The following is a 20,020-nucleotide window of genomic DNA, read 5'->3' on the forward strand; positions in this document are numbered from 1 at the left end:
AGGTAACAGCATTGATAGCAACAGCAGCCGAAATCATCACCTTCTGGAAAAATGCAGGTCCTGAAAAGTGGTTTGCCAAGGATGAGGATTTCGACCAGGAGTTCCATGATCGATTTAAAGCTGCGCATTTTGCAGCGGCTGCCCGTGAACTGGATGACTGGTTGAACAATGCGGAAAGTGCACTTGCTCTTCTGCTATTGTTGGATCAGTTCCCACGCAACTGTTTCCGCGGAACGGGCCATATGTATGCGACGGATTCGCTTGCTCGACATTTTGCCCATAAGTCCATCGCACAAGGTCTTGATACGGCGGTCGATGAGGCGCTGTGCGTGTTTTTCTATATGCCGCTCATGCACTCGGAAGAGTTGGATGATCAGGAGTTCTGCTGCCGCCTGATAGAGATCATTGGTGGCCCGTCATTACACCACGCCATCGAGCACCGTGACATCATCAAGCGCTTTGGCCGCTTTCCTCATCGCAACAGAATTCTCGGCCGCGACACGACGCCAGAAGAACAGGCGTTTCTCGATGAGGGTGGATTTGCCGGATAATAAAAAGGCTGGAGATTGTCACAATCTCCAGCCTTTCAATTTTATGCCGTTACGTCAGACGCTTAGCCGTCAAAGAATTCCTTCATGCGGGCAAAGAAACCCGACGATTCTGGATTGTTTTCCTTCGACGAAAGCTGCTCGAATTCCTGTAGCAACTCTCTTTGACGTTTGCTGAGTTTCTGCGGCGTTTCGATCTGGATCTGGATATAGAGATCGCCCGTCTGCGCAGAACGCAGCACCGGCATGCCCTTACCCTTCAAACGGAACTGCTTGCCAGCCTGTGTGCCCTCAGGCACGGAGACACGCGATTTTGTGCCATCCAGTGTCGTCACATCGAATGTACCGCCCAAAGCTGCCGTAGTCATCGAAATTGGCACGGCGCAGTAAAGATCGGCACCATCTCGCTGGAAAAACTCGTGCGGTTTTACAGACAAGAATATGTACAGGTCACCGGTTGGGCCACCGCGCATACCAGCTTCGCCTTCGCCCTGCAGGCGAATGCGTGTGCCGTCTTCGATACCCGACGGAATGTTGACGGAAAGTGAACGTTCTTCCGTGACACGGCCCTGGCCATGGCACTTGCCGCACGGGTCGGTGATTGTTTGACCACGACCATGACAGGTAGGGCAGGTACGCTCGACCGAGAAGAAACCTTGCGCTGCGCGTACCCGACCGGAACCCTGGCAGGTGCCACAGGTCTTGGGCTGCGTTCCGGGCTTGGCGCCAGAACCAGTGCATACGTCGCAAGTGATCGAGGTCGGAACTCGGATTTGCGCCGTTTTGCCGGTAAAGGCTTCTTCAAGCGAGATTTCCATGTTGTAGCGCAGGTCAGCGCCACGTTCGCGGCCACCGGATGAACGGCGTGCTCGACCGCCACCCATCATCTCGCCGAAGATGTCTTCGAAAATGTCGGAGAAACCGCCATTGGCGAAACCACCGCCGCCACCGCCACCCATGCCGCCTTGTTCAAAGGCAGCGTGACCGAAACGATCGTAGGCCGCGCGCTTTTGCGGGTCCTTCAGCGTTTCATAGGCTTCGTTGATTTCTTTGAATTTTTTTTCAGATTCGGCGTCATCTGGATTTTTGTCCGGATGATACTTCATTGCAAGTTTGCGAAAGGCGCTTTTCAGCTCCTTTTCATCGGCGGACTTGCTCACACCGAGGGTTTCGTAAAAGTCTGCTTTCGCCATGAAGATAACACGCCCCAAAATGGATTTCCGGCTGCACGAGGCAGCCGGATTTTAGTCATTCAATCAAGTACGTTCAGAAGCCATCATTAAGCAGACTTCTTGTCGTCCTTGATTTCCTCGTAGTCTGCGTCGACGATATCGTCCTTGGCGCCTTCAGCATTTCCTTCACCGGCTTCTGCCTGCTGCGCTTCGTAGATCGCCTGACCAAGCTTCATGGAGACTTCCATGAGTGTCTGGGTCTTGGCCTGAATATCGTCTGCATCCGGCTCGGAAGCTTCAACGGCTGTCTTGAGCGATGCAATTGCATCTTCAATAGCCTTGCGGTCTGCTTCCGAAACCTTGTCGCCATACTCCGTCACCGACTTTTCGGTCGAGTGGATGAGGCTTTCAGCCTGGTTCTTGGCTTCAACGCCTGCACGGCGTTTCTTATCGGCTTCAGCATTGGCTTCAGCGTCCTTGACCATCTTCTCGATGTCCGCGTCGGACAGACCACCAGATGCCTGAATGCGGATCTGCTGTTCTTTGCCTGTGCCCTTGTCCTTGGCGGATACCTGAACGATACCGTTGGCGTCGATGTCGAAGGTCACTTCGATCTGTGGAACACCGCGTGGTGCCGGTGGCAGGCCAACCAGGTCGAACTGGCCGAGAAGCTTGTTGTCCTGTGCCATTTCGCGCTCGCCCTGGCTGACGCGGATGGTTACGGCAGACTGGCTGTCTTCAGCGGTCGAGAAGGTCTGGCTCTTCTTTGTCGGGATCGTCGTGTTGCGGTCGATCAGACGGGTGAAGACGCCACCCAGTGTTTCGATGCCCAGCGACAGCGGAGTTACGTCGAGAAGCAGAACATCCTTGACGTCGCCCTGCAGAACGCCAGCCTGAATGGCAGCGCCCATGGCAACAACTTCGTCAGGGTTTACGCCCTTGTGCGGCTCTTTGCCGAACAACTGCTTTACGATTTCCTGCACCTTAGGCATACGGCTCATGCCGCCAACCAGAACGACTTCGTCGATCTCGGAGGCAGATACGCCAGCGTCCTTGAGAGCGGCCTTGCACGGCGCAACGGTGCGCTGAACGAGGTCATCAACCAGGCTTTCGAACTTGGCGCGGGTCAGCTTCAGTGTCAGGTGCTTTGGACCGGTAGCGTCTGCCGTGATGAATGGCAGGTTGATTTCGGTCTGTTGCGAAGACGAAAGCTCGATCTTAGCCTTTTCGGCAGCTTCCTTGAGACGCTGCAGCGCAAGCTTGTCGCCCTTCAGGTCGATGCCCTGATCCTTCTTGAATTCACCGGCCAGATATTCGACCAGACGCATGTCGAAGTCTTCACCACCAAGGAACGTGTCGCCATTGGTGGACTTTACTTCGAAAACGCCATCGCCGATTTCCAGAACGGAAATATCGAAGGTGCCCCCGCCAAGGTCATAAACAGCAATCGTCTTGCCGTCCTTCTTGTCGAGGCCGTAAGCGAGAGCAGCCGCAGTCGGTTCATTGATGATGCGCAGAACTTCAAGACCGGCGATACGGCCAGCATCCTTGGTTGCCTGACGCTGTGCGTCGTTGAAGTAGGCCGGAACCGTGATAACGGCCTTTTCGACCTTCTCACCAAGGTAAGCTTCTGCGGTTTCCTTCATCTTCTGAAGAATCATCGCGGAGATCTGCGATGGGGAATATCCCTTGCCCTGGGCTTCTACCCATGCGTCGCCATTATCGCCCTTGACGATTTCGAAAGGAACGAGGCCCTTGTCCTTGGCGACGGTCGGGTCGTCATAACGACGGCCAATCAGACGCTTTACCGCGAACAGTGTGTTTGTCGGGTTCGTTACAGCCTGACGCTTGGCAGGCTGGCCAACCAGACGCTCACCATCGTCGCTGAACGCAACCATAGAAGGGGTGGTGCGTGCACCCTCTGCATTTTCAATGACCTTGGTGTCCTTGCCGTCCATAACTGAGACGCAGGAATTGGTCGTGCCAAGGTCGATACCGATTACTTTTGCCATTCTACTCTCTCCTTGAAGCGAGTTGTCGGAACCCCGGTAGGCATTCCATTGACAACTCCTTGACTTGGATTGTCTTGATATCTGTTCAGCATTTTTGCTGTTCTGGGGCGTATATAAGGAGCGATTTTTCCGGCTGCAAGGCGGTAAGCGGTGTGGAATGCGGCAAAACAAAAGAAATGGAATGGCCTACCACAGTTTATTGCCACAACATGCGTTCGCAGCCGTCAAACTCCTGAGCTCATATGGTGCTGCTGGGTGAATAATTAGAAAAAATGACATTTTGGTATATTTTTTCTGGTAGGATCAACTCAAATAAAAACGGCCCCGATGCGGGGCCGCAATCGTCACGGAATTTCACGTATTTCAAATGGCGAGCCACTTGCGCGGTGAATCCGGTGACTGGATTTTCAGCCACTTCAGATTGACTCTGTGCCAGGGCTTTACTTCATTGGTGCGGTTGTCGAGCACATAGTCACCCTGGTCTGTTGTCACGACAAGTACGGCATGGCCGACGCCATTTGGCAGGCGAGCGACCGCGATACGCAGGGCGCCGGAGGGCCAGCCAGCAGCAAGCAGTTTGTGGCGTTTTGTCAGTGCGTAATCTTCGCAATCGCCTTGGGTGACATTAATCTCCCATGCGTCATTATCATCTTGATCTGACGTGTATTTTATGGCGCGGTTGATGCTGCTATTGATGTTTTTCAGCTGGCTCATCTTGTCGGGTGACAAAGATACCTTTTTACCGCTGCCCTGAACATCGCAATCTGCAGAGTTGGTTGTGCAGAAACTCGCGAAAGAAAATGGAGCAATGGTTGTGCGGCGGGTCGAAATATGCTGATCCGGCTTCGGTGCAGCGCTGCGCGCCAATCCACTTAAGGGTGCCGCAGCGAGGCTGCTGGTACCTGTCATTAACATAGCGAAAGACAGGAATGTTGCAGTTGCTGTTTTCTTGATAAGCATGTTTGCCCCGTTTCATTGCAACCTGAATTGTTTTTATTGGATGCTTGATATCAGGTAGTTTTTGCGGGCCAGTTAAGTGTGTATTTAAAATTTTAATGGTTGTAATTTAATTACTCAATCTGGACATATAAGTGCCATAAGGATTCTCGACAGTTTGCTTGCTTATTGAATTTTCTGCTCGGCAGGTAAATTGAGTGATATAAATGTGACGGCTTCCAGGGGTTGGAGAGGCCTGCGTTTATTGTTTTAAGCCTACTGTATTGCGCCATAACGCCGTGTGGCTTATGGAGTTTGTGATTTAAAGGGACTTGATTATATTATGCGTTTTTCGAGTGTGTTGCTTTTAAGCACAGCAGTTCTTTCTGGCTGCACTGTGACCTCTTCTTCGGGGCCGGATTTTAGGTCGATCGAATCTCAGGCATCCGTCAAACTTGTCTCTGACAAGAAGGGTGGCAATAAGGGCGTTGCAGGCATCGATTATGCGCTGATTGAAATCAACAGCCGAGTGCTTGGTTATATCGGTGGTGCAACGGGTGGTAGCATGGCGACCGGCTTCGGCGGTGGACGCGGCGGTCCTCCATCTCTGCCGCTTGGCGTAGGCGACGTTGTTCAAGTCTCAGTCTTTGAATCCCAAGCCGGTGGTCTTTTCATTCCACAGGACGCAGGTAGCCGCCCAGGCAACTATGTTTCTCTTCCAAACCAGACGATTGCGCGCGACGGTACCGTGAGCGTGCCATACGCCGGCCGTGTACGCGCAGCAGGTCGCTCGGTAGAAGAAGTTCAAGCTGATCTCGAAGAGCGCCTGGCAAACCGTGCTATCGAGCCGCAGGTCATGATCAACAAGATCAGTAGCCGCTCAGCGCAGGTTTCCGTTCTGGGGGATGTCAAATCCGCAGCTAAAATTGACCTGACAGATGCTGGCGAGCGTATTCTTGACGTGATCTCTGAAGCTGGGGGCTTGAGTTCGCCGGGCATTGAATCTTATGTCACACTTATTCGTAATGGTCGCTCTGCGAAGGTTCATTACGACTATCTGACCAGCCATCCGCAGGAAAACATCTATGTGATGCCCGGCGATGTGGTGATGGTTGATCGTGAACGTCGTACATTCATGGCCTTTGGTGCTTCTGGTCTGAACGGTCGTTTCGATTTCGAAGAGTCTGAACTGAAATTGTCTGATGCACTCGGCAAGGCCGGTGGCTTGCTGGATTCAAGAGCCGATCCGGCGCAGGTCTTCCTGTACCGCGTCGTCAATCGCGACCTGCTGGTAAAGCTTGGCCTTGATACTTCGAAGTTCGTCAAAGACGAGGTTCCTGTGATCTTCCGGGCAAACTTGAGAGATCCAGCCACGTTCTTTGCCGTTCAGAAGTTCCCGATGCAGGACAAGGACATTGTCTACGTTACCAATTCGGATGCAATCGAACTGTACAAGGTTCTTGATCTGGTTGGTTCTGTACCTGCAACTGCAGCTGATGTTTCGAGTGACGTTCTTGCCACCCGCACTTCGGTTCGGGCACTTAAAAATTAAACATAATAATGGAAGCCGGTCAGGCTTTCTTTATTAATATTGCGTTAATCGTCCGTCTGTGTGATGGATTGAAAACAGATACTTATAGCCATTTGTTTCGGGGATATTTGCATGGTTATTGTCAAGCATATGCTTGGGTTGCTCTCAGCTGCAGCCATCGTTGTAGTGGCTGGGCAGTCTTCGGCAATCGCTCAGGCAACTGCACCGCAAGTTGAAGCTCCTGCAGTTGAGCAAGTTAATACTCCTGCTGCTGAGCAGGGTGCTCCGGCGCCAGTTGCTGTTTCAAGAGCGGAAGGCGAGGCTATCGGTGCGTTCCTCGCTCGTATTCAGGCTGGTATCGCTGGCGGAAGCGTTCAAGAGGAAGCTATGGCAGAGCAGGTTGCACTGCTGTTGCCACCTGAAACCACAGTAACGGACGCGACGCGTGCAATTGTGGACGAGGTTCTTGCATTTGCCCAAGCGAATTCGCCATCTGCCGAAGCTGTGGGTGACGGGTTGGCGCTGGCTGCAAATGCGGCAAGTAACGCAAACAACGCAGCTCTTGCTCGAATGATCCGTGTTCGCGTTGAAGGTGCTGCTGGTTTACTCGCTCAGGCATTCTCTGATAACTTCACGGCGACCGCAGCTGGCGGTGGCGCAGGAGCAGGTGGTGCCGGCGCTGGTGGCGGCGGTGCAATTGGTGGTGCGGCAGGTGCTGTCGGTGGCGGGACTGGTGGTCTCGGCGAAGGCTCGTCACCGGTCACTCAGACCAATTCGACAACTGCTCCAACTGGTGGCAGCACCGTAACTGGTTTTGCTGATGGCAATACCACGACGGTTGTTGATGTGAGCCCAGGCTAAATTTGAAATTATGTCCCGTCTTTTGGCCTGTTAAAGGCCGAGTTATAAGATGGGGCATAATTAGGCCTTGAACTTTCGGCATCTGCTTTAAGACGTCAGGGATGGTATTCTCGTCGCCTGAATTATCCTGAAGTATCGTATTTCAGAGGTGAAAGTTTGCAGCTTCATAATAGACACATTTCAGAAAACATTTCTCATGAGAACGTTGATGACAACGGCCGTGTCGATGTCATTCAGATTGATGCATTGCTTGGCGCAGCGCGTCGTCAATGGATCGTTGTTGCAGTTTGTGTAGCATTTGCCGCATTGCTCGGCCTTGTCGTCGCGACAACATCAGTGCCTTTGTATACCGCGACGGCCAAGGTTCTCATGGACCGCAATACTAATCAGGTGGTCCAGCAGTTATCTGCCATTGGTAGCGTGCTTGACGATGAATCAAGTGTCCTCAGTCAAGTCGAATTGTTACAGTCCGAAACGATCGGATTGGCGGTTGTGGATAAACTCGATCTTTCGAATGATGCTCAGTTCATGGCGGATCAATCGTCGCTCCTGGGTAGTGTCGTTCGTTTTGTCCGGTCGGTTGTGAACGTTTCGCAGTGGTTTTCCAGTGCCGCAGAAGACAGCGTTGCCATTGAGGCGAAGCGCCGTTCCGCGCTCGGCAAAGTACTGAAGAACATCCGTGTTACACGTGTAGGCCGGACCTATGTTCTTGAAATCAACTACACCTCGCCATCTCCCGAACTTGCGGCAAAGGTGGCTAACGGCATCGCTTCTGAATATCTCGTAGACAAATTGAACTCAAAATATGACGCCACGCGTCGTGCAAGTGTTTGGTTGCAGGACCGAATTGACGAACTGCGTCAGAAGGCGATGGAAACGGACTTGGCGGTCCAGAAGTTTAGATCGGCCAATGGCCTCGTGACTGCAGGTAATTCGCTGGTGTCAGATCAGCAATTATCTGAGTTGAATAGTGCGTTGATTGTTGCACAGTCTGATTCTGCAAAAGCTGCTGCCAAACTCGATGGTATTCAAAAAGTAATCAGCGCTGGGCAGTCGGATGCTATTGTAACTGACGCGCTGGATAGTTCTATCGTCAACGAAATGCGCAAAAAGTATCTTGCGGCATCCAAGCTTGAATCAGAAATTTCCTCTCGTCTCGGTGCACAACATATTCAGGCGATCCGTCTCAGAAAAGAGATGGAAGAGTATCGACGTTTGATGTTTGAAGAATTGGGGCGTATTGCTGAGAGCTACAAGAGTGACCTCGCAATTGCAAAAGCACGAGAAACCTCTCTTCAAAATAGCGTTTCGTTGGCGACTGGGGTAAGCGCTGTCGCCAACGAAACGCAGGTTCAATTGCGCGAACTGGAGCGTGAGGCCGAGACGTACAAGAATCTCTACCAAACATTCTTGCAGCGCTACCAGGAAGCTGTTCAGCAACAGTCGTTCCCAGTCACCGACGCACGCGTGATTTCAAGTGCCAATCCGCCATCATCTCCAAGCCAACCACGCAAAATGCTTCTGCTGGCGGCATTTTGTATAATGGGTGCAGGTATCGGTGCTGGTATTGGCGCATTCAGGGAATTCAGGGATCGGTTCTTCCGTACGGGAGAGCAGGTTCGTGATATCCTTGGCCTTGAATTCCTTGGCATCGCTCCGTTGATGAATGATGGTCTGCGGGTTGTTGATAACGCAACGGAAAGCAATCCTCGCAGTATTCGCAAGGCGACTGAAGTCACCAATTACGTGATTGACCATCCGCTATCATCGTTCGCTGAGACGCTTCGCAGCGCGAAGATTGCAGCTGACCTTGGAATTTCTGAGAAGGAATGCAAGGTCATAGGTATTGTTTCGACGTTGCCGGGTGAGGGCAAGTCCACGGTTTCAGTCAATTTCGCGGAGTTGCTGGCGAGCCAGGGATCCCGTGTTATCCTGATTGATGCCGACTTGCGCAATCCAGGTGCGACGCGCGCCATTGGTCGCCACGCGCAGGAAGGTCTTCTTGAAACCCTGCTGGACGGGAAGAGCCCGAAAGATTGTTTCCTTTATAATGCCCGCACAGGTATGGCTTTCTTGCCAGCAGTGGTCAAGCATCGCGTTCCGCATTCCTCTGAGTTGCTCTCATCTGTCGCGATGAGGAAGCTGTTGAGCACGCTTTCTTCCAGTGCAGACTACATTATCATCGATCTACCGCCTCTTGGGCCCGTTGTGGATGCACGCGCCATGGCAAGCCGTATCGATGGGTTTGTCTATGTTGCAGAGTGGGGCAAAACGGCACGGCGTGTCGTACGCCAGACACTCGAGACTGAGCCTTTGATCCGCCAGAAGTGCCTTGGTGTCATCCTGAATAAGGTTGATCAGGAAAAGATGAACCTTTACCGCTCTTACGGCTCGACCGAATATTATTATTCGCGCTACTCAGAATATTACCAGGAAAAGACCTGATTATGAGAGCGACTATTTTTGCTGCCGCCATTGTTATGGCGGCATCTTTATTGGTGCTGAGCTATGCATTTAAGGAGACTTGGTACAGTTCCAGGTTTGCGAATGTTTTGTCAATCGCGCAGGATGTGGATACCTATGGCAGCGTTCCCAATGAAACGCTGCTTGCTTCGATGGACAGTCTTTCAGAAATTGTCGATGACAATGTATGCCGCTCTGACATCGTCAAGGCCGGTATGTCGCTCGTTTTGAAGGATCTGGACTACCGCTACCAATTGCAGGAAATTGCGAGCAGATCCAACGGCTTGATTTTTGCCGAACGATATCTCCGTCATGCTCTGAAGTGTTTGCCTGTTGATGGCAATGTCTGGTTACGTTTCGCAATGGTTCGCTATGCCAGAACGTCAAATTTGGACGAATTGGCGCACTCGATATCGCTGTCCCGACAACTCGCTCCAGCCGAGGAGAATATTATTCTCGGCCGGTTTGCACTGTGGAATTCGGCTCCCGCGCAGTTACAACAAAAAGCCGCCGCGGCCTACAATGCTGACAAAAATGCTGTTTGCGGTAGTCGATGGAACTTGGTCCGGAAGCAGTTACCGGATTTGTGCCCCAAAACCTCGTAGTTTGACACTAGGGTATAAACCGAAACCCGTGATTATCTCGCTGAGTTTTAGACACGTGAACGGGATTTTCGAGCCGCGTTGTATTTTGATAATTTCTCCGGCTGGCGCTGCGTGTCACCAAGTGTAGAGAGCAAAGTCTTGCTACTCTGCAGGCGGTCGCAAAAAAATAATCTCCAAAAATAGCAGATACACTCAAAGGCTGTAACGCCTTGGCGTGAAAGGCATGTCAGCGTTTGCTTTCACACAAACAGAATGCTGTGTTTTCTGCCGAAGCGCTTTTTTAAAATCCGCTTAGGTTTTCTTTAACCATATTGGTGTTTTCTGTGGCCAACGAAACGGCCAGTTAACTATATTTATTAATAAGTTAGTAAGCATGATGCTGACGGCTGTTCACCGGTGTGTACCCGGAATGTCCCCTCCCTAAAATCAGCCAATTCAAGGGGCAACTTCCAATGACTAGCATTCTGACAAACATCGCAGCCATGTCTGCGCTGGAAACTCTCCGCAACATCAATTCCAACATGGAAACAACCCAGGGCCGCGTTTCGTCCGGCCTGCGTGTTGGTGAAGCATCCGACAACGCCGCTTACTGGTCGATCGCGACCACCATGCGTTCTGACAACATGGCTCTGGACGCCGTTTCCGACGCACTCGGTCTGGGCGCCGCCAAGGTTGACACCGCTTACACCGCGATGGAATCCGCCATCGACGTTGTTAAGGAAATTAAGAAGAAGCTCGTTACTGCGCAGGAAAACTCTGTCGACAGCAAGAAGGTGCAGGAAGAAATTGACCAGCTGCAGGACCAGCTGAAGTCGATTTCGGAAGCTGCTTCCTTCAGCGGCGAAAACTGGGTCATCGGCTCCGGCACGCAGTCTGTTGTTTCCGGCTTCGTCCGTGACAGCAACAACAATGTTACCGTCAAGCATACCGAATATGTTTTGAATAACGCTGGTACGGATGCGAACGTTCTGTTCGGCGTCAACACAGCTGGCAGCCTGGTAACAACAGCAGGTATTCTCGGTCAGGTTACGACCGTTGGCAGCGTTGGCTTCTCGGTTATCGAACTGGATGTTACCAACACAGCAACTGACTACCTGAAGAACGCTCTGGATATCGTTGAAACCGCTCTGAAGCAGATGACAAGCGCTGCTGCTGACCTCGGTTCGATCTCCATGCGTATCGACCTGCAGGAAGAATTCGTTGCCAAGCTCAACGAGTCCATCGAAAGCGGTATCGGTCGTCTGGTTGACGCTGACATGAACGAAGAATCTACCCGCCTGAAGGCTCTGCAGACACAGCAGCAGCTCGGCATCCAGTCGCTGTCGATTGCAAACAGCAACTCGGAAAACATTCTGTCGCTCTTCCGTTAATAAACGGAGCAACGCTCACAAAAAGAAAGCCGCGCCAAAAGCGCGGCTTTTTTTATTGGTTCTTTGGAGGAGTCATTGTCGATTTCAAAATTATTCTAATAAAACAATATATTGTCACGCGAGCGCGTGGTTTTTCGACTTCAACTGCTCTAGCAATTTTTTACGATTTTATTAACTTTAGTAAACGACCGTTTAACCTTTGTTAACCATTTCTTCCTTAAATGGCCACATCGAAACGATGGGTTAACCAAGACGAAGAAATGGTTAACGGGCATCAAGCCGCTCCATTGTTCCCGGTGAAATCCGGAATGTCCCTGTTTATCAGCCAATTTAGGGGCAACGAAAATGACAAGCATTCTGACAAACACCGCAGCAATGGCAGCACTCCAGACTCTGCGTGGTATCAACACGAACCTTGAAGGTGCGCAGGAGCGTGTCGCATCCGGTTTGCGTGTTGGCGAAGCCGCAGACAATGCCGCTTACTGGTCGATCGCGACTACCATGCGTTCCGACAACATGGCTCTTGATGCCGTATCCGACGCAATTGGTCTTGGCGCCGCCAAGGTTGACGTCGCCTACGCTGCAATGGAAAGCGCCATCGACGTCGTTAAGGAAATCAAGAAGAAGGTCGTTGCTGCAACCGAAAACGCAGTCGACAAATCGAAGATCCAGGAAGAAATTCGCCAGTTGCAAGAGCAGCTTCGCTCGATTGCACAAGGTGCGTCTTTCAGTGGCGAAAACTGGGTAGCTGGCAATGCTGGAACGCAGTCAGTTGTAACCGGATTTATCCGCGACTCCTCGGGCAATGTTTCGGTTAAAACAACCAGCTATTACCTCGACCCGACATCTTCCCAGGGTAACGTTCTGTTCGGCACCAACACTGCAGGTGCAATCGTGACGACAACCGGTCTGGTTGGACTGGTATCGACCATCGGCACCGTCGGTTACTCTCTCGATACGCTGAACGTTGAAAGCACCACCGGCGATTACCTGACGGGTGCTTTGACCCACGTTGAGAGCGTGCTGAAGTCGATGACCAGTGCCGCGGCCGCACTTGGTTCGATCTCCATGCGTATCGACCTGCAGGAAGAATTTGTAAACCGCCTCAAGGAATCCATCGACAGCGGTATCGGCCGCTTGGTCGATGCGGACATGAACGAAGAATCCACGCGTCTCAAGGCCCTGCAGACACAGCAGCAGCTGGGTATTCAGGCTCTGTCTATCGCCAACTCCACCGCAGAGAACATCCTGCAACTGTTCCGTCAGTAAGCGGCGTCCCGGCTGGGGACGACTTCGTCCCGCCCTGGCAAAACAGTTACAGGCAAACGAAACCGCGCTTCGCAAGGAGCGCGGTTTTCGCATCTTCAGCGGCGATTAAACTAACGACCACCGGACCAAGAGGCACCAGGACCGGCGTGTGTGATATGGAAAGAGCCGCTTAAGTCAGGTGAAATCGTTTGAAAATGCCATGTAGCTTGCGTGAAACCTGCCATGCGCGCGGGAAGTGCAATTTAGCATGTGGCAAGTGCTTGCATAACGGCACAGATGTTTGTTACCTGTTCGTTAATGATTTGTTAACGAACGACAGGCCGCCTGGCGAGTTTACGCCGCGGTGAGCATGATGCCCTCTGGTCGTTTCCGGTTCGCAACCGGATTTCCCACGCATATCGACCGAGGCCATATTTATGACCAGTATTATGACGAATGCCGCCGCTATGGCAGCACTGCAAACCCTGCGTATGATCGACAGAAATCTGGAAACAACGCAAGGCCGTGTATCGTCTGGATACCGCGTTGAAACCGCAGCCGATAACGCCGCCTACTGGTCAATCTCCACCACAATGCGCTCAGATAACAGCGCCTTGTCGGCTGTGCAGGATGCGCTCGGCTTGGGTGCAGCAAAGGTTGATACCGCCTATGAGGCGCTTGAGAGCGCCATTGAAGTGGTCAAGGAAATCAAGAAGAAGCTAGTGGCTGCTTATAGCGTTGGCGCCGACCGCGTGAAAATTCAGGAAGAAATGCAGCAGTTGCAGGAGCAATTGAAGAGCATTTCCGAATCCGCGTCCTTCTCCGGTGAAAACTGGCTCCAGGAGCGCATTGGCAATAGCGGCACTCTGCCGGCCGAAGAGCCGATCGTCAAAAAAATCGTGGCGTCTTTCATCCGTACATCATCAGGTGGCGTTGAAGTTACGACCGTTGATTACAGTCTCGATTCAAAGACCGTTCTGTTCGATTTGAGCGGCGGCAAGTTCGGTATTCTGGACAAGGAGGCGATCTTTGTTGGCCCGAACGAGGCGCAGGTCAATGTGAAGGTCACCGCAGGCACCACAACGACAACAACCGGTTACGTTGTCGAGAAGCTGAACGACACACAGATCGCAGCACTCAATGCCGCAACACCGGATACCAATACTGATCCGAATATCTACAGCGATGGTACGGACACCTATTATCAGGTAGCGACCAACAGCTGGGTCAAGATGGCCGGTACGCCGTCTACCGGTGCCGGCACTGAAGTGGCCTATACCGATGGCTCCGGCACTGACTGGTACTACGATATTGGCGCGACACCGGTTCTGGCGACGGACCGCTCGCTCTCGTTCTCCGTAACGACCCTTAACATCAACGAGCTCAACTCGGTTGCTGGCGTCATGAACGGTATGGTCACAGGCGGAAGCTATACCGATGCGGAAGCATTGGATGTGATGGTTCAGTTCGTGAACACCCAGCTAGAAGCCATGACCAGCGCCGCATCCAGCCTCGGTTCGCTGCAAAGCCGCATCAGCATGCAGGACGACTTCGTGTCGGCACTAATGGACGTGATCGATAAGGGTATCGGTCGTCTGGTTGACGCCGATATGAACGAAGAATCCACCCGCTTGAAAGCCCTTCAAACCCAGCAGCAGCTTGGTATCCAGTCGTTGTCCATTGCGAACTCCAACGCTGAAAATATCCTGATGCTCTTCAAGTAAGTATTTGCTGGCGTTCGGTGATTTTTAAGGGCGAGGAGGGAGCTCCTTCATCCTCGCACAAGTTTGAAGTTCTAGCGTTTCGAGTGAGTATCCTCGGCTTTTTTCCAGGCAGAGGCTTGAATTGACGATCTTCGAACATGGTGACGGGAATGATTTCACAACCGCATAAAAAACATGGCTTCTGGAGGCAGCACTGTGCCTCCACACTCATGGCCATGAGCGGAGGAAGACGATGAGCGCGTCCATTGCCCGTTATCTGAAAGACTTTGGCGAAAGCCAGCCTGTCCTGCATGCGATGGATGAGACCGTAGCATTGCCGTCCTCATTTCCAGATTTTGATATGGGCGAGGACGACAGTTTTGCCATGCCTGCACCTGTCGATGTCGATGAAGAAAAGCGCATCTCCTATGCCGAAGGCCACGAAGCGGCGACTGCGGCATTGACCGAGCAATTCGAGGCTGAAAAACGCGCCATGCTTGAAAGCCATGCGGCGGAAATTGCCGAGTTTCAGGCGCGTTATCATACCGAGATGGCCGGTTTCATCACAAGCCGTCTGCAGGAAAATCACGACCTGGTGGTCAGTAACCTCGATGAACAGATTTCGGCTGTGCTGGCACCGGTCCTGAGTGATGCCCTGGCGCAGAAGGCTGTGGCCGGGTTGGCAGACATTATTCGCCCATCATTGACCGATGGAGAGGCCGTGACTTTGACCGTGAAAGGGCCAAAGCCACTTTACGACCGTTTGATTGAAGTCCTTGGCGGCAATGAAAAGGCGTTTCGTTTTGTTGAAAACGCGGATGTTGATCTATCCGTTGAGATGGACAACAGCGTGCTGGTGACCCGCATGTCTGCGTGGGCGTCTAGCGTCCGGAAGGTGTTGAAATGAGTGAAAGCGAAAATCACCACCACGGCAAAAACGAGGTCATTATTGTCAAGCGCCGCGGTGGTGATCACGACGGCGCGCATGGTGGTGCATGGAAGATCGCTTACGCTGACTTCATGACCGCGATGATGGCGTTCTTCCTTGTTATGTGGCTGGTTAACGCCGCAAACGAAGAAACCAAGGCATCCGTTGCAAGTTACTTCAACCCGATTCAGCTCTCTGATGAAAAGCCGACGACGAAAGGCCTGGAAAAGCCTGTCGATGAAAAGGATGGGTTGGAGAAGAACGAACGCTCCAAGGTTAAGGCGGAGAATGCGACAGTCGGGTCTGCGGCCGCAACCGGCGAAGATCAGACATCGCAAACCGGTGAAGAGGCCAACTACTCGGAAGCCGACTTCTTCCAAAACCCCTATTCGGTTCTTGCTGAAATCGCGCAGGAAGTTGGTCAGCAGGCCAATGTCAGCGCGAAGGGTGAGGGCGGTGCTGCCGATTCCGGCCCGGCAACCGGTGCAAGCGGTGGTGAGGCATATCGAGATCCGTTCGACCCTGATTTCTGGACACAGCAGGTACGCATAACCCGCGCTGATCAACGTTCCGAAACCCAGCCGCAGGACACACAGCAGGAAACTCAGGCGACCGAGAACCAGCAGGTGGCGGCTGCATCGCAGCAGAACCAGCAGCAAAACGAAGCTCCGCAGTCCAACGACATCATTGCTGACGTCGCCAAACTCAACGAGCAGAAACAGAATGACCACGAGCAGCAAGAAATTGCCGCGGTTATCCCGCAGCAGAAACCTGGTTTTGATCCGAATGAGATCAAGCCAACACCGGATCCGGAAGAGGCTCAGCACAAGCCAACCCCTCTCGAGGAAAAGGAAGCCAAGGAGCTTCGTGACGAGATCGAGGCGCAGATCAGTGGTGTCAGCGGTAAGCTTGCAGAAGGCTTGATCGTGACGCCAGCCGAAGGTGGCATGCTCGTGACGATTTCCGATCAGAGCCAGGCGCCGATGTTCAATGTCGGTTCTGCGGTCCCGCGCCGTGAAATGGTTCTGGCGATGGAAAAGATCGGTCAGTTGTTGCAGGACAAGGGTGGTAGCGTTGTCATTCGCGGCCATACCGATGGTCGCCAGTTCAAGGGCAGTTCAAACGACAACTGGCGTCTGTCCATGGACCGCGCCCACAGCGCCTATTACATGCTGGTGCGTGGCGGTCTTGAGGAAAACCGCGTGAAGCAGGTATCCGGTTTTGCTGATCGTAGACTGCAGATTCCGTCAGATCCTCTGGCTGATTCCAACCGACGTATCGAAATTCTTCTGGAAGCGGATCGGGGATGATGCGGATGCGGCTTCCAAAACGCTGGGTATCTCTATTGGCTGCGGTCAGCACCTTTGTTGGTGCTGCCGAAAGCTTTGCCCAGTCGCCTGACAATCTGATGCCCTATTCGATGCTGCGGTCACTGCAGTTCGTGCAGGATTCCGTTGTACTTGGTGACCATTCGGCGGCCGAGATGCAGCGCTTTATGCTGACGACCATCGATGAACGTCTAAGAGATGCACCGCCGTCAATTTTCGCTGACCCACGCAACGTGGACGCCGCACTGATCTATGCGATGAGTGGTGGTAATCCAGCGACGTTGGAATTGCTGGTCGCGAAGGACGTCGATGGCAATTTCGACACGCGCGTTGCAGATGCGCTAAGGAAATATCTCAGCGGCCGAGGTACACTGATCGCCAAGGGTCTGGGCGCCATGGTGCCGGAATATCGCAAGACCCGTATCGGACCCTATCTGGCTTTGATCAGCGGTAACGTGACATTGGCGCAGGATCCGGTAGCCGCGTTGAAATTCTATGATATCGCCCGGCTTGAAGCGCCCGGTACGATTGTTGAAGAAGCGGCGTTGCGCCGCTCGCTGGCCATTGCCGTGGAGGACGGAGATGCAACACAGGGCTTCAAATACGCCCAGCGTTATGCACGTCGTTTTCTGCATTCGCCCTATGCCAGCCAGTTCGCTGATTTGATCGTGGCCCTTTCTGTGCGTCGTTATGAGCATATTGAAGAGGCGACGATTACCGATACGGTCGCCCTGATGGATGCAGACCGGCAGCGCGAGACATATTTGCGTATGGCACGCATGGCGACAGTCGCGGGCAAGGAAAAACTGGCCCGCATGGCGGCAACCAGAGCCAAGGACCTTTCAACGGGTCTACCTGTTGTGGATGGGGCACCAGCAAATCTTTACGAAAGTCTCGCAAACATCGGTACTCCGGATATCGTCAGCGCGATCAAAACCATCACCAGCATCCCGGACGAACATCTATCTGACCGCGACAAGATTTTGCGGGACGCTGCAAAGGCCATTGCTGAAGAGGTCGTGCGCCCACCTGTGGCGAGTGCCGTGTCCTTGCAGCCCGGTACGGCCGGCTGGGAAGGAGAGGCGACCCTGCCGGTCGCGGAAGCGCCTGGCAGCGAACCGCAGGTCACCGAGGGCACTGGCGTTTGGCGCAATCCGACGCCTGTCATGGAAGACCTTAGTCCTGAATACAAGAGCACCGTCTCAAGCGGACGGTCAAAGCTGGATGAAATAGACGCACTGCTTAAGAAAGAAGGCTCCTTGCAATGATCGATACGAGCGCATTTACACTGACGCCACCAGTATCTGACGCAAAACCTGCGAGCGCGGGCGTTAGCAAGGGCGACTCTCGGCCGAGCGGGTTTGACGACGCGATGTCGGGTGCACGGAACGACCGTTCCGGGCCGCACGCGTACGACCGTCAGGCGAATGACCGTGGATCTGATGATGCCGCATCGGAAGACGATGCGAACTCGGCAAATGGCCGGCTGCAGGAAGATCAGGTGAGTGCACATGGCCAGAAGAACAAGTTGAATGGTTCGGCAGAAAATCTCCGTGCCCATCTGTCTGCCTATGACAAGATGACCAAAACAGCCGATGACACATCGACTGCCAAGCCGGGCAAGGCCGACCAGGTCAAGAAACGCCTCAAGGACATGGATGAAGGCGACGCGCTCAAGGGTGCGACTGTCGCCGACGCTGATCTTGCTGCCGACGACACGAAAGTACCGACAGTTCTTTCTGTCCTTGATGCGGGCGATGCAGCCGTGCACGAGCTGGCAAAAGCCATTGCCAAGGAAAATCCCGGCGTAACCTCGCGCAGCGATGAAAAATCGACAACGAAGTCAAAGGCATCCAATGCTATCGACATGCTGTCTTCGGCCAAGGCAGACAGTGACGCCGAAGATGTTGATGTGAATGCCGACCCACTGACAGTTCGCTTTTCCTCCTCGCGCGCCAGTTCCGGCCGTGACATGGACATGTCCATCCGTTCGGGCAGCGATGGTATCGAGTTCAAGGTCAGTGATGCAAAGGGTGGAGCGATGGAGAACGTCACGGTTCTCGATTCACGCCGGTTCATCGGCCTTTCCATGTCGACAAATGCGTCCGCATTGACCAGCCTGATCGCTGGTGACCCTGAATGGGTCAGCGCCATGCAGCCCGGCTCCGAGTTGTCGAATGCAGCCGCACAGAGCAGCACAGGTAGGGTCGTCCATACGCTGAAGCTGCAAATGACGCCGATCGACCTCGGCATGGTGACGATGTCACTGCGCATGGTTGGCGACGAATTGAACGTCCATGTGACCGTTCAGAACACTGCCGCCTATAGAAAATTGAGTGACGACAGCAAAAGCATCGTCGATGCGCTGCGTGCTCAGGGCCTTCAGGTCGATCAAATCACGCTAAATATTTCTTCGACAGAAAAAAGTGATCAGTCGAGTTCGCAAAATAATGGACAGCAAGGTCAGCAAAACAATCAGCAGGCTTTGAGTGGTCGCAACCAGGGCGAGTCAGGCAGCCAGCGCGGGCAGTTCGCGGGACAGGGCAACGAAGGGGAACTTGATGTCATTGCTGAAGGGAATTCTGGTCTCGCTTCCGGTAATCACAGTTCTGGCATTTACCTCTGACGCATTAGCGGTTGGCGTGCAGGGTGCTTGTGAAAATGAGATCCGTTCTGCGGCTGCCAAATACGGCGTGCCCGAGGGGATCTTGTATTCCGTTGGCTTGACCGAAACCGGCCGCAAGGGGCGCCTTGATCCCAACGCGATGAATATCGAAGGAAAATCAGTGTTTTCCGCGTCGCGCAATGAGGCAATGGCGGCATTTGAAGAGGCAAAACGTAACGGCGCAAAACTGATTGACCTTGGCTGCATGCAGATCAACCAGTACTTCCATGGAGAAAATTTCAGCTCTCCGCAGGAAATGTTTGACCCGAAGCGCAACGTGGAATATGCGGCGATGTTCCTTAAAAATCTGCACGACAGGCATGAAACCTGGACGATGGCAGTTGCCAGATATCACGCAGGACCAAACAACGATCCGGCACAGAAGAAATATGTGTGCCGCGTGATATCGAATCTGGTCGCGACCGGGTACGGAAAATGGACCACGAACGCAAAGAATTTTTGCGACCAATAACAACTATAAATTGAGTTGCCCTATATGTGGCCGGAATCTGGAATTGTGGCGATCGTTTGCCGCAAATATGGTCCGGCAAGAGGGATTCTTATTGAATCGTACCTTTCTCCACATTAAAATAGTGCCGATTAGTTAAAATGCCTACTAAATGTAGATCAAATCGGCACTCAAAAGTTAA

At 52.9% G+C, this 20,020-nt stretch carries 16 protein-coding genes; 13 read left to right on the plus strand and 3 right to left on the minus strand.

Annotated elements, in window-relative coordinates:
* Window positions 1-11: 11 nt before the first annotated feature.
* Window positions 12-551, plus strand: coding sequence for a DUF924 family protein (locus HGO37_RS12575; RefSeq protein ID WP_285200568.1), 540 nt, complete (start codon window positions 12-14; stop codon window positions 549-551).
* A gap of 62 nt (window positions 552-613) precedes the next feature.
* Here the strand turns inward: HGO37_RS12575 and dnaJ are convergent, their stop codons facing one another.
* The 3 genes from dnaJ to HGO37_RS12590 all read right to left on the minus strand — a co-directional run bounded on the left by dnaJ (window position 614) and on the right by HGO37_RS12590 (window position 4,692).
* Window positions 614-1,741, minus strand: a complete 1,128-nt coding sequence (gene dnaJ / locus HGO37_RS12580) for a molecular chaperone DnaJ (protein ID WP_192487835.1) — start codon at window positions 1,739-1,741, stop codon at window positions 614-616.
* Between the two features lie 86 nt (window positions 1,742-1,827).
* On the minus strand, window positions 1,828-3,732 hold the full coding sequence (gene dnaK / locus HGO37_RS12585) for a molecular chaperone DnaK (protein WP_192487001.1): 1,905 nt from the start codon (window positions 3,730-3,732) through the stop codon (window positions 1,828-1,830).
* A gap of 363 nt (window positions 3,733-4,095) precedes the next feature.
* Window positions 4,096-4,692, minus strand: a complete 597-nt coding sequence (locus HGO37_RS12590; RefSeq protein WP_250983572.1) for a transglutaminase-like cysteine peptidase — start codon at window positions 4,690-4,692, stop codon at window positions 4,096-4,098.
* A gap of 373 nt (window positions 4,693-5,065) precedes the next feature.
* On the opposite strand from HGO37_RS12590, the gene HGO37_RS12595 reads away from it, so the two are divergent.
* The 12 genes from HGO37_RS12595 (at window position 5,066) to HGO37_RS12650 (ending at window position 19,842) form a co-directional block, all read left to right on the plus strand.
* Window positions 5,066-6,220, plus strand: coding sequence for a polysaccharide biosynthesis/export family protein (locus HGO37_RS12595; RefSeq protein ID WP_502941414.1), 1,155 nt, complete (start codon window positions 5,066-5,068; stop codon window positions 6,218-6,220).
* 111 nt (window positions 6,221-6,331) lie between these two features.
* Window positions 6,332-7,060: a hypothetical protein gene (locus HGO37_RS12600; protein WP_250983574.1), complete on the plus strand. Its 729-nt coding sequence runs from the start codon at window positions 6,332-6,334 to the stop codon at window positions 7,058-7,060.
* Window positions 7,061-7,237: 177 nt separating this feature from the next.
* Complete coding sequence (locus HGO37_RS12605; RefSeq protein ID WP_502941419.1) at window positions 7,238-9,505, plus strand: polysaccharide biosynthesis tyrosine autokinase; 2,268 nt, start codon at window positions 7,238-7,240, stop codon at window positions 9,503-9,505.
* Window positions 9,506-9,507: 2 nt separating this feature from the next.
* On the plus strand, window positions 9,508-10,128 hold the full coding sequence (locus HGO37_RS12610; RefSeq protein ID WP_250983576.1) for a hypothetical protein: 621 nt from the start codon (window positions 9,508-9,510) through the stop codon (window positions 10,126-10,128).
* A 452-nt stretch (window positions 10,129-10,580) separates the two neighbouring features.
* Window positions 10,581-11,498, plus strand: a complete 918-nt coding sequence (locus HGO37_RS12615; RefSeq protein WP_192487006.1) for a flagellin N-terminal helical domain-containing protein — start codon at window positions 10,581-10,583, stop codon at window positions 11,496-11,498.
* A gap of 345 nt (window positions 11,499-11,843) precedes the next feature.
* Window positions 11,844-12,767 (plus strand): flagellin N-terminal helical domain-containing protein, encoded by a 924-nt coding sequence (locus HGO37_RS12620; RefSeq protein ID WP_192487007.1) that lies wholly within the window; start codon window positions 11,844-11,846, stop codon window positions 12,765-12,767.
* Between the two features lie 416 nt (window positions 12,768-13,183).
* Window positions 13,184-14,470: a flagellin N-terminal helical domain-containing protein gene (locus HGO37_RS12625; RefSeq protein WP_250983577.1), complete on the plus strand. Its 1,287-nt coding sequence runs from the start codon at window positions 13,184-13,186 to the stop codon at window positions 14,468-14,470.
* A gap of 232 nt (window positions 14,471-14,702) precedes the next feature.
* Entirely contained in the window at window positions 14,703-15,356 is a 654-nt protein-coding gene (locus HGO37_RS12630; protein WP_250983578.1) for a hypothetical protein, read from the plus strand.
* A complete protein-coding gene (locus HGO37_RS12635) occupies window positions 15,353-16,687 on the plus strand; it encodes a MotB family protein (RefSeq protein ID WP_250983579.1) in 1,335 nt (444 codons plus the stop codon). The genes HGO37_RS12630 and HGO37_RS12635 overlap by 4 nt, the downstream gene beginning before the upstream one ends.
* Window positions 16,684-17,973: a chemotaxis protein MotC gene (gene motC, locus HGO37_RS12640; RefSeq protein WP_502941415.1), complete on the plus strand. Its 1,290-nt coding sequence runs from the start codon at window positions 16,684-16,686 to the stop codon at window positions 17,971-17,973. The genes HGO37_RS12635 and motC overlap by 4 nt, the downstream gene beginning before the upstream one ends.
* Window positions 17,970-19,331: a flagellar hook-length control protein FliK gene (locus HGO37_RS12645; RefSeq protein WP_250983581.1), complete on the plus strand. Its 1,362-nt coding sequence runs from the start codon at window positions 17,970-17,972 to the stop codon at window positions 19,329-19,331. Before motC ends, HGO37_RS12645 begins: the two co-directional genes overlap by 4 nt.
* Window positions 19,267-19,842 (plus strand): lytic transglycosylase domain-containing protein, encoded by a 576-nt coding sequence (locus HGO37_RS12650; RefSeq protein WP_250983582.1) that lies wholly within the window; start codon window positions 19,267-19,269, stop codon window positions 19,840-19,842. Before HGO37_RS12645 ends, HGO37_RS12650 begins: the two co-directional genes overlap by 65 nt.
* The last annotated feature ends 178 nt before the right edge of the window (window positions 19,843-20,020 follow it).

It is taken from the genome of Rhizobium sp. CG4 (assembly GCF_023701965.1).
In the GTDB taxonomy this organism is placed as follows: Bacteria; Pseudomonadota; Alphaproteobacteria; order Rhizobiales; family Rhizobiaceae; genus Agrobacterium.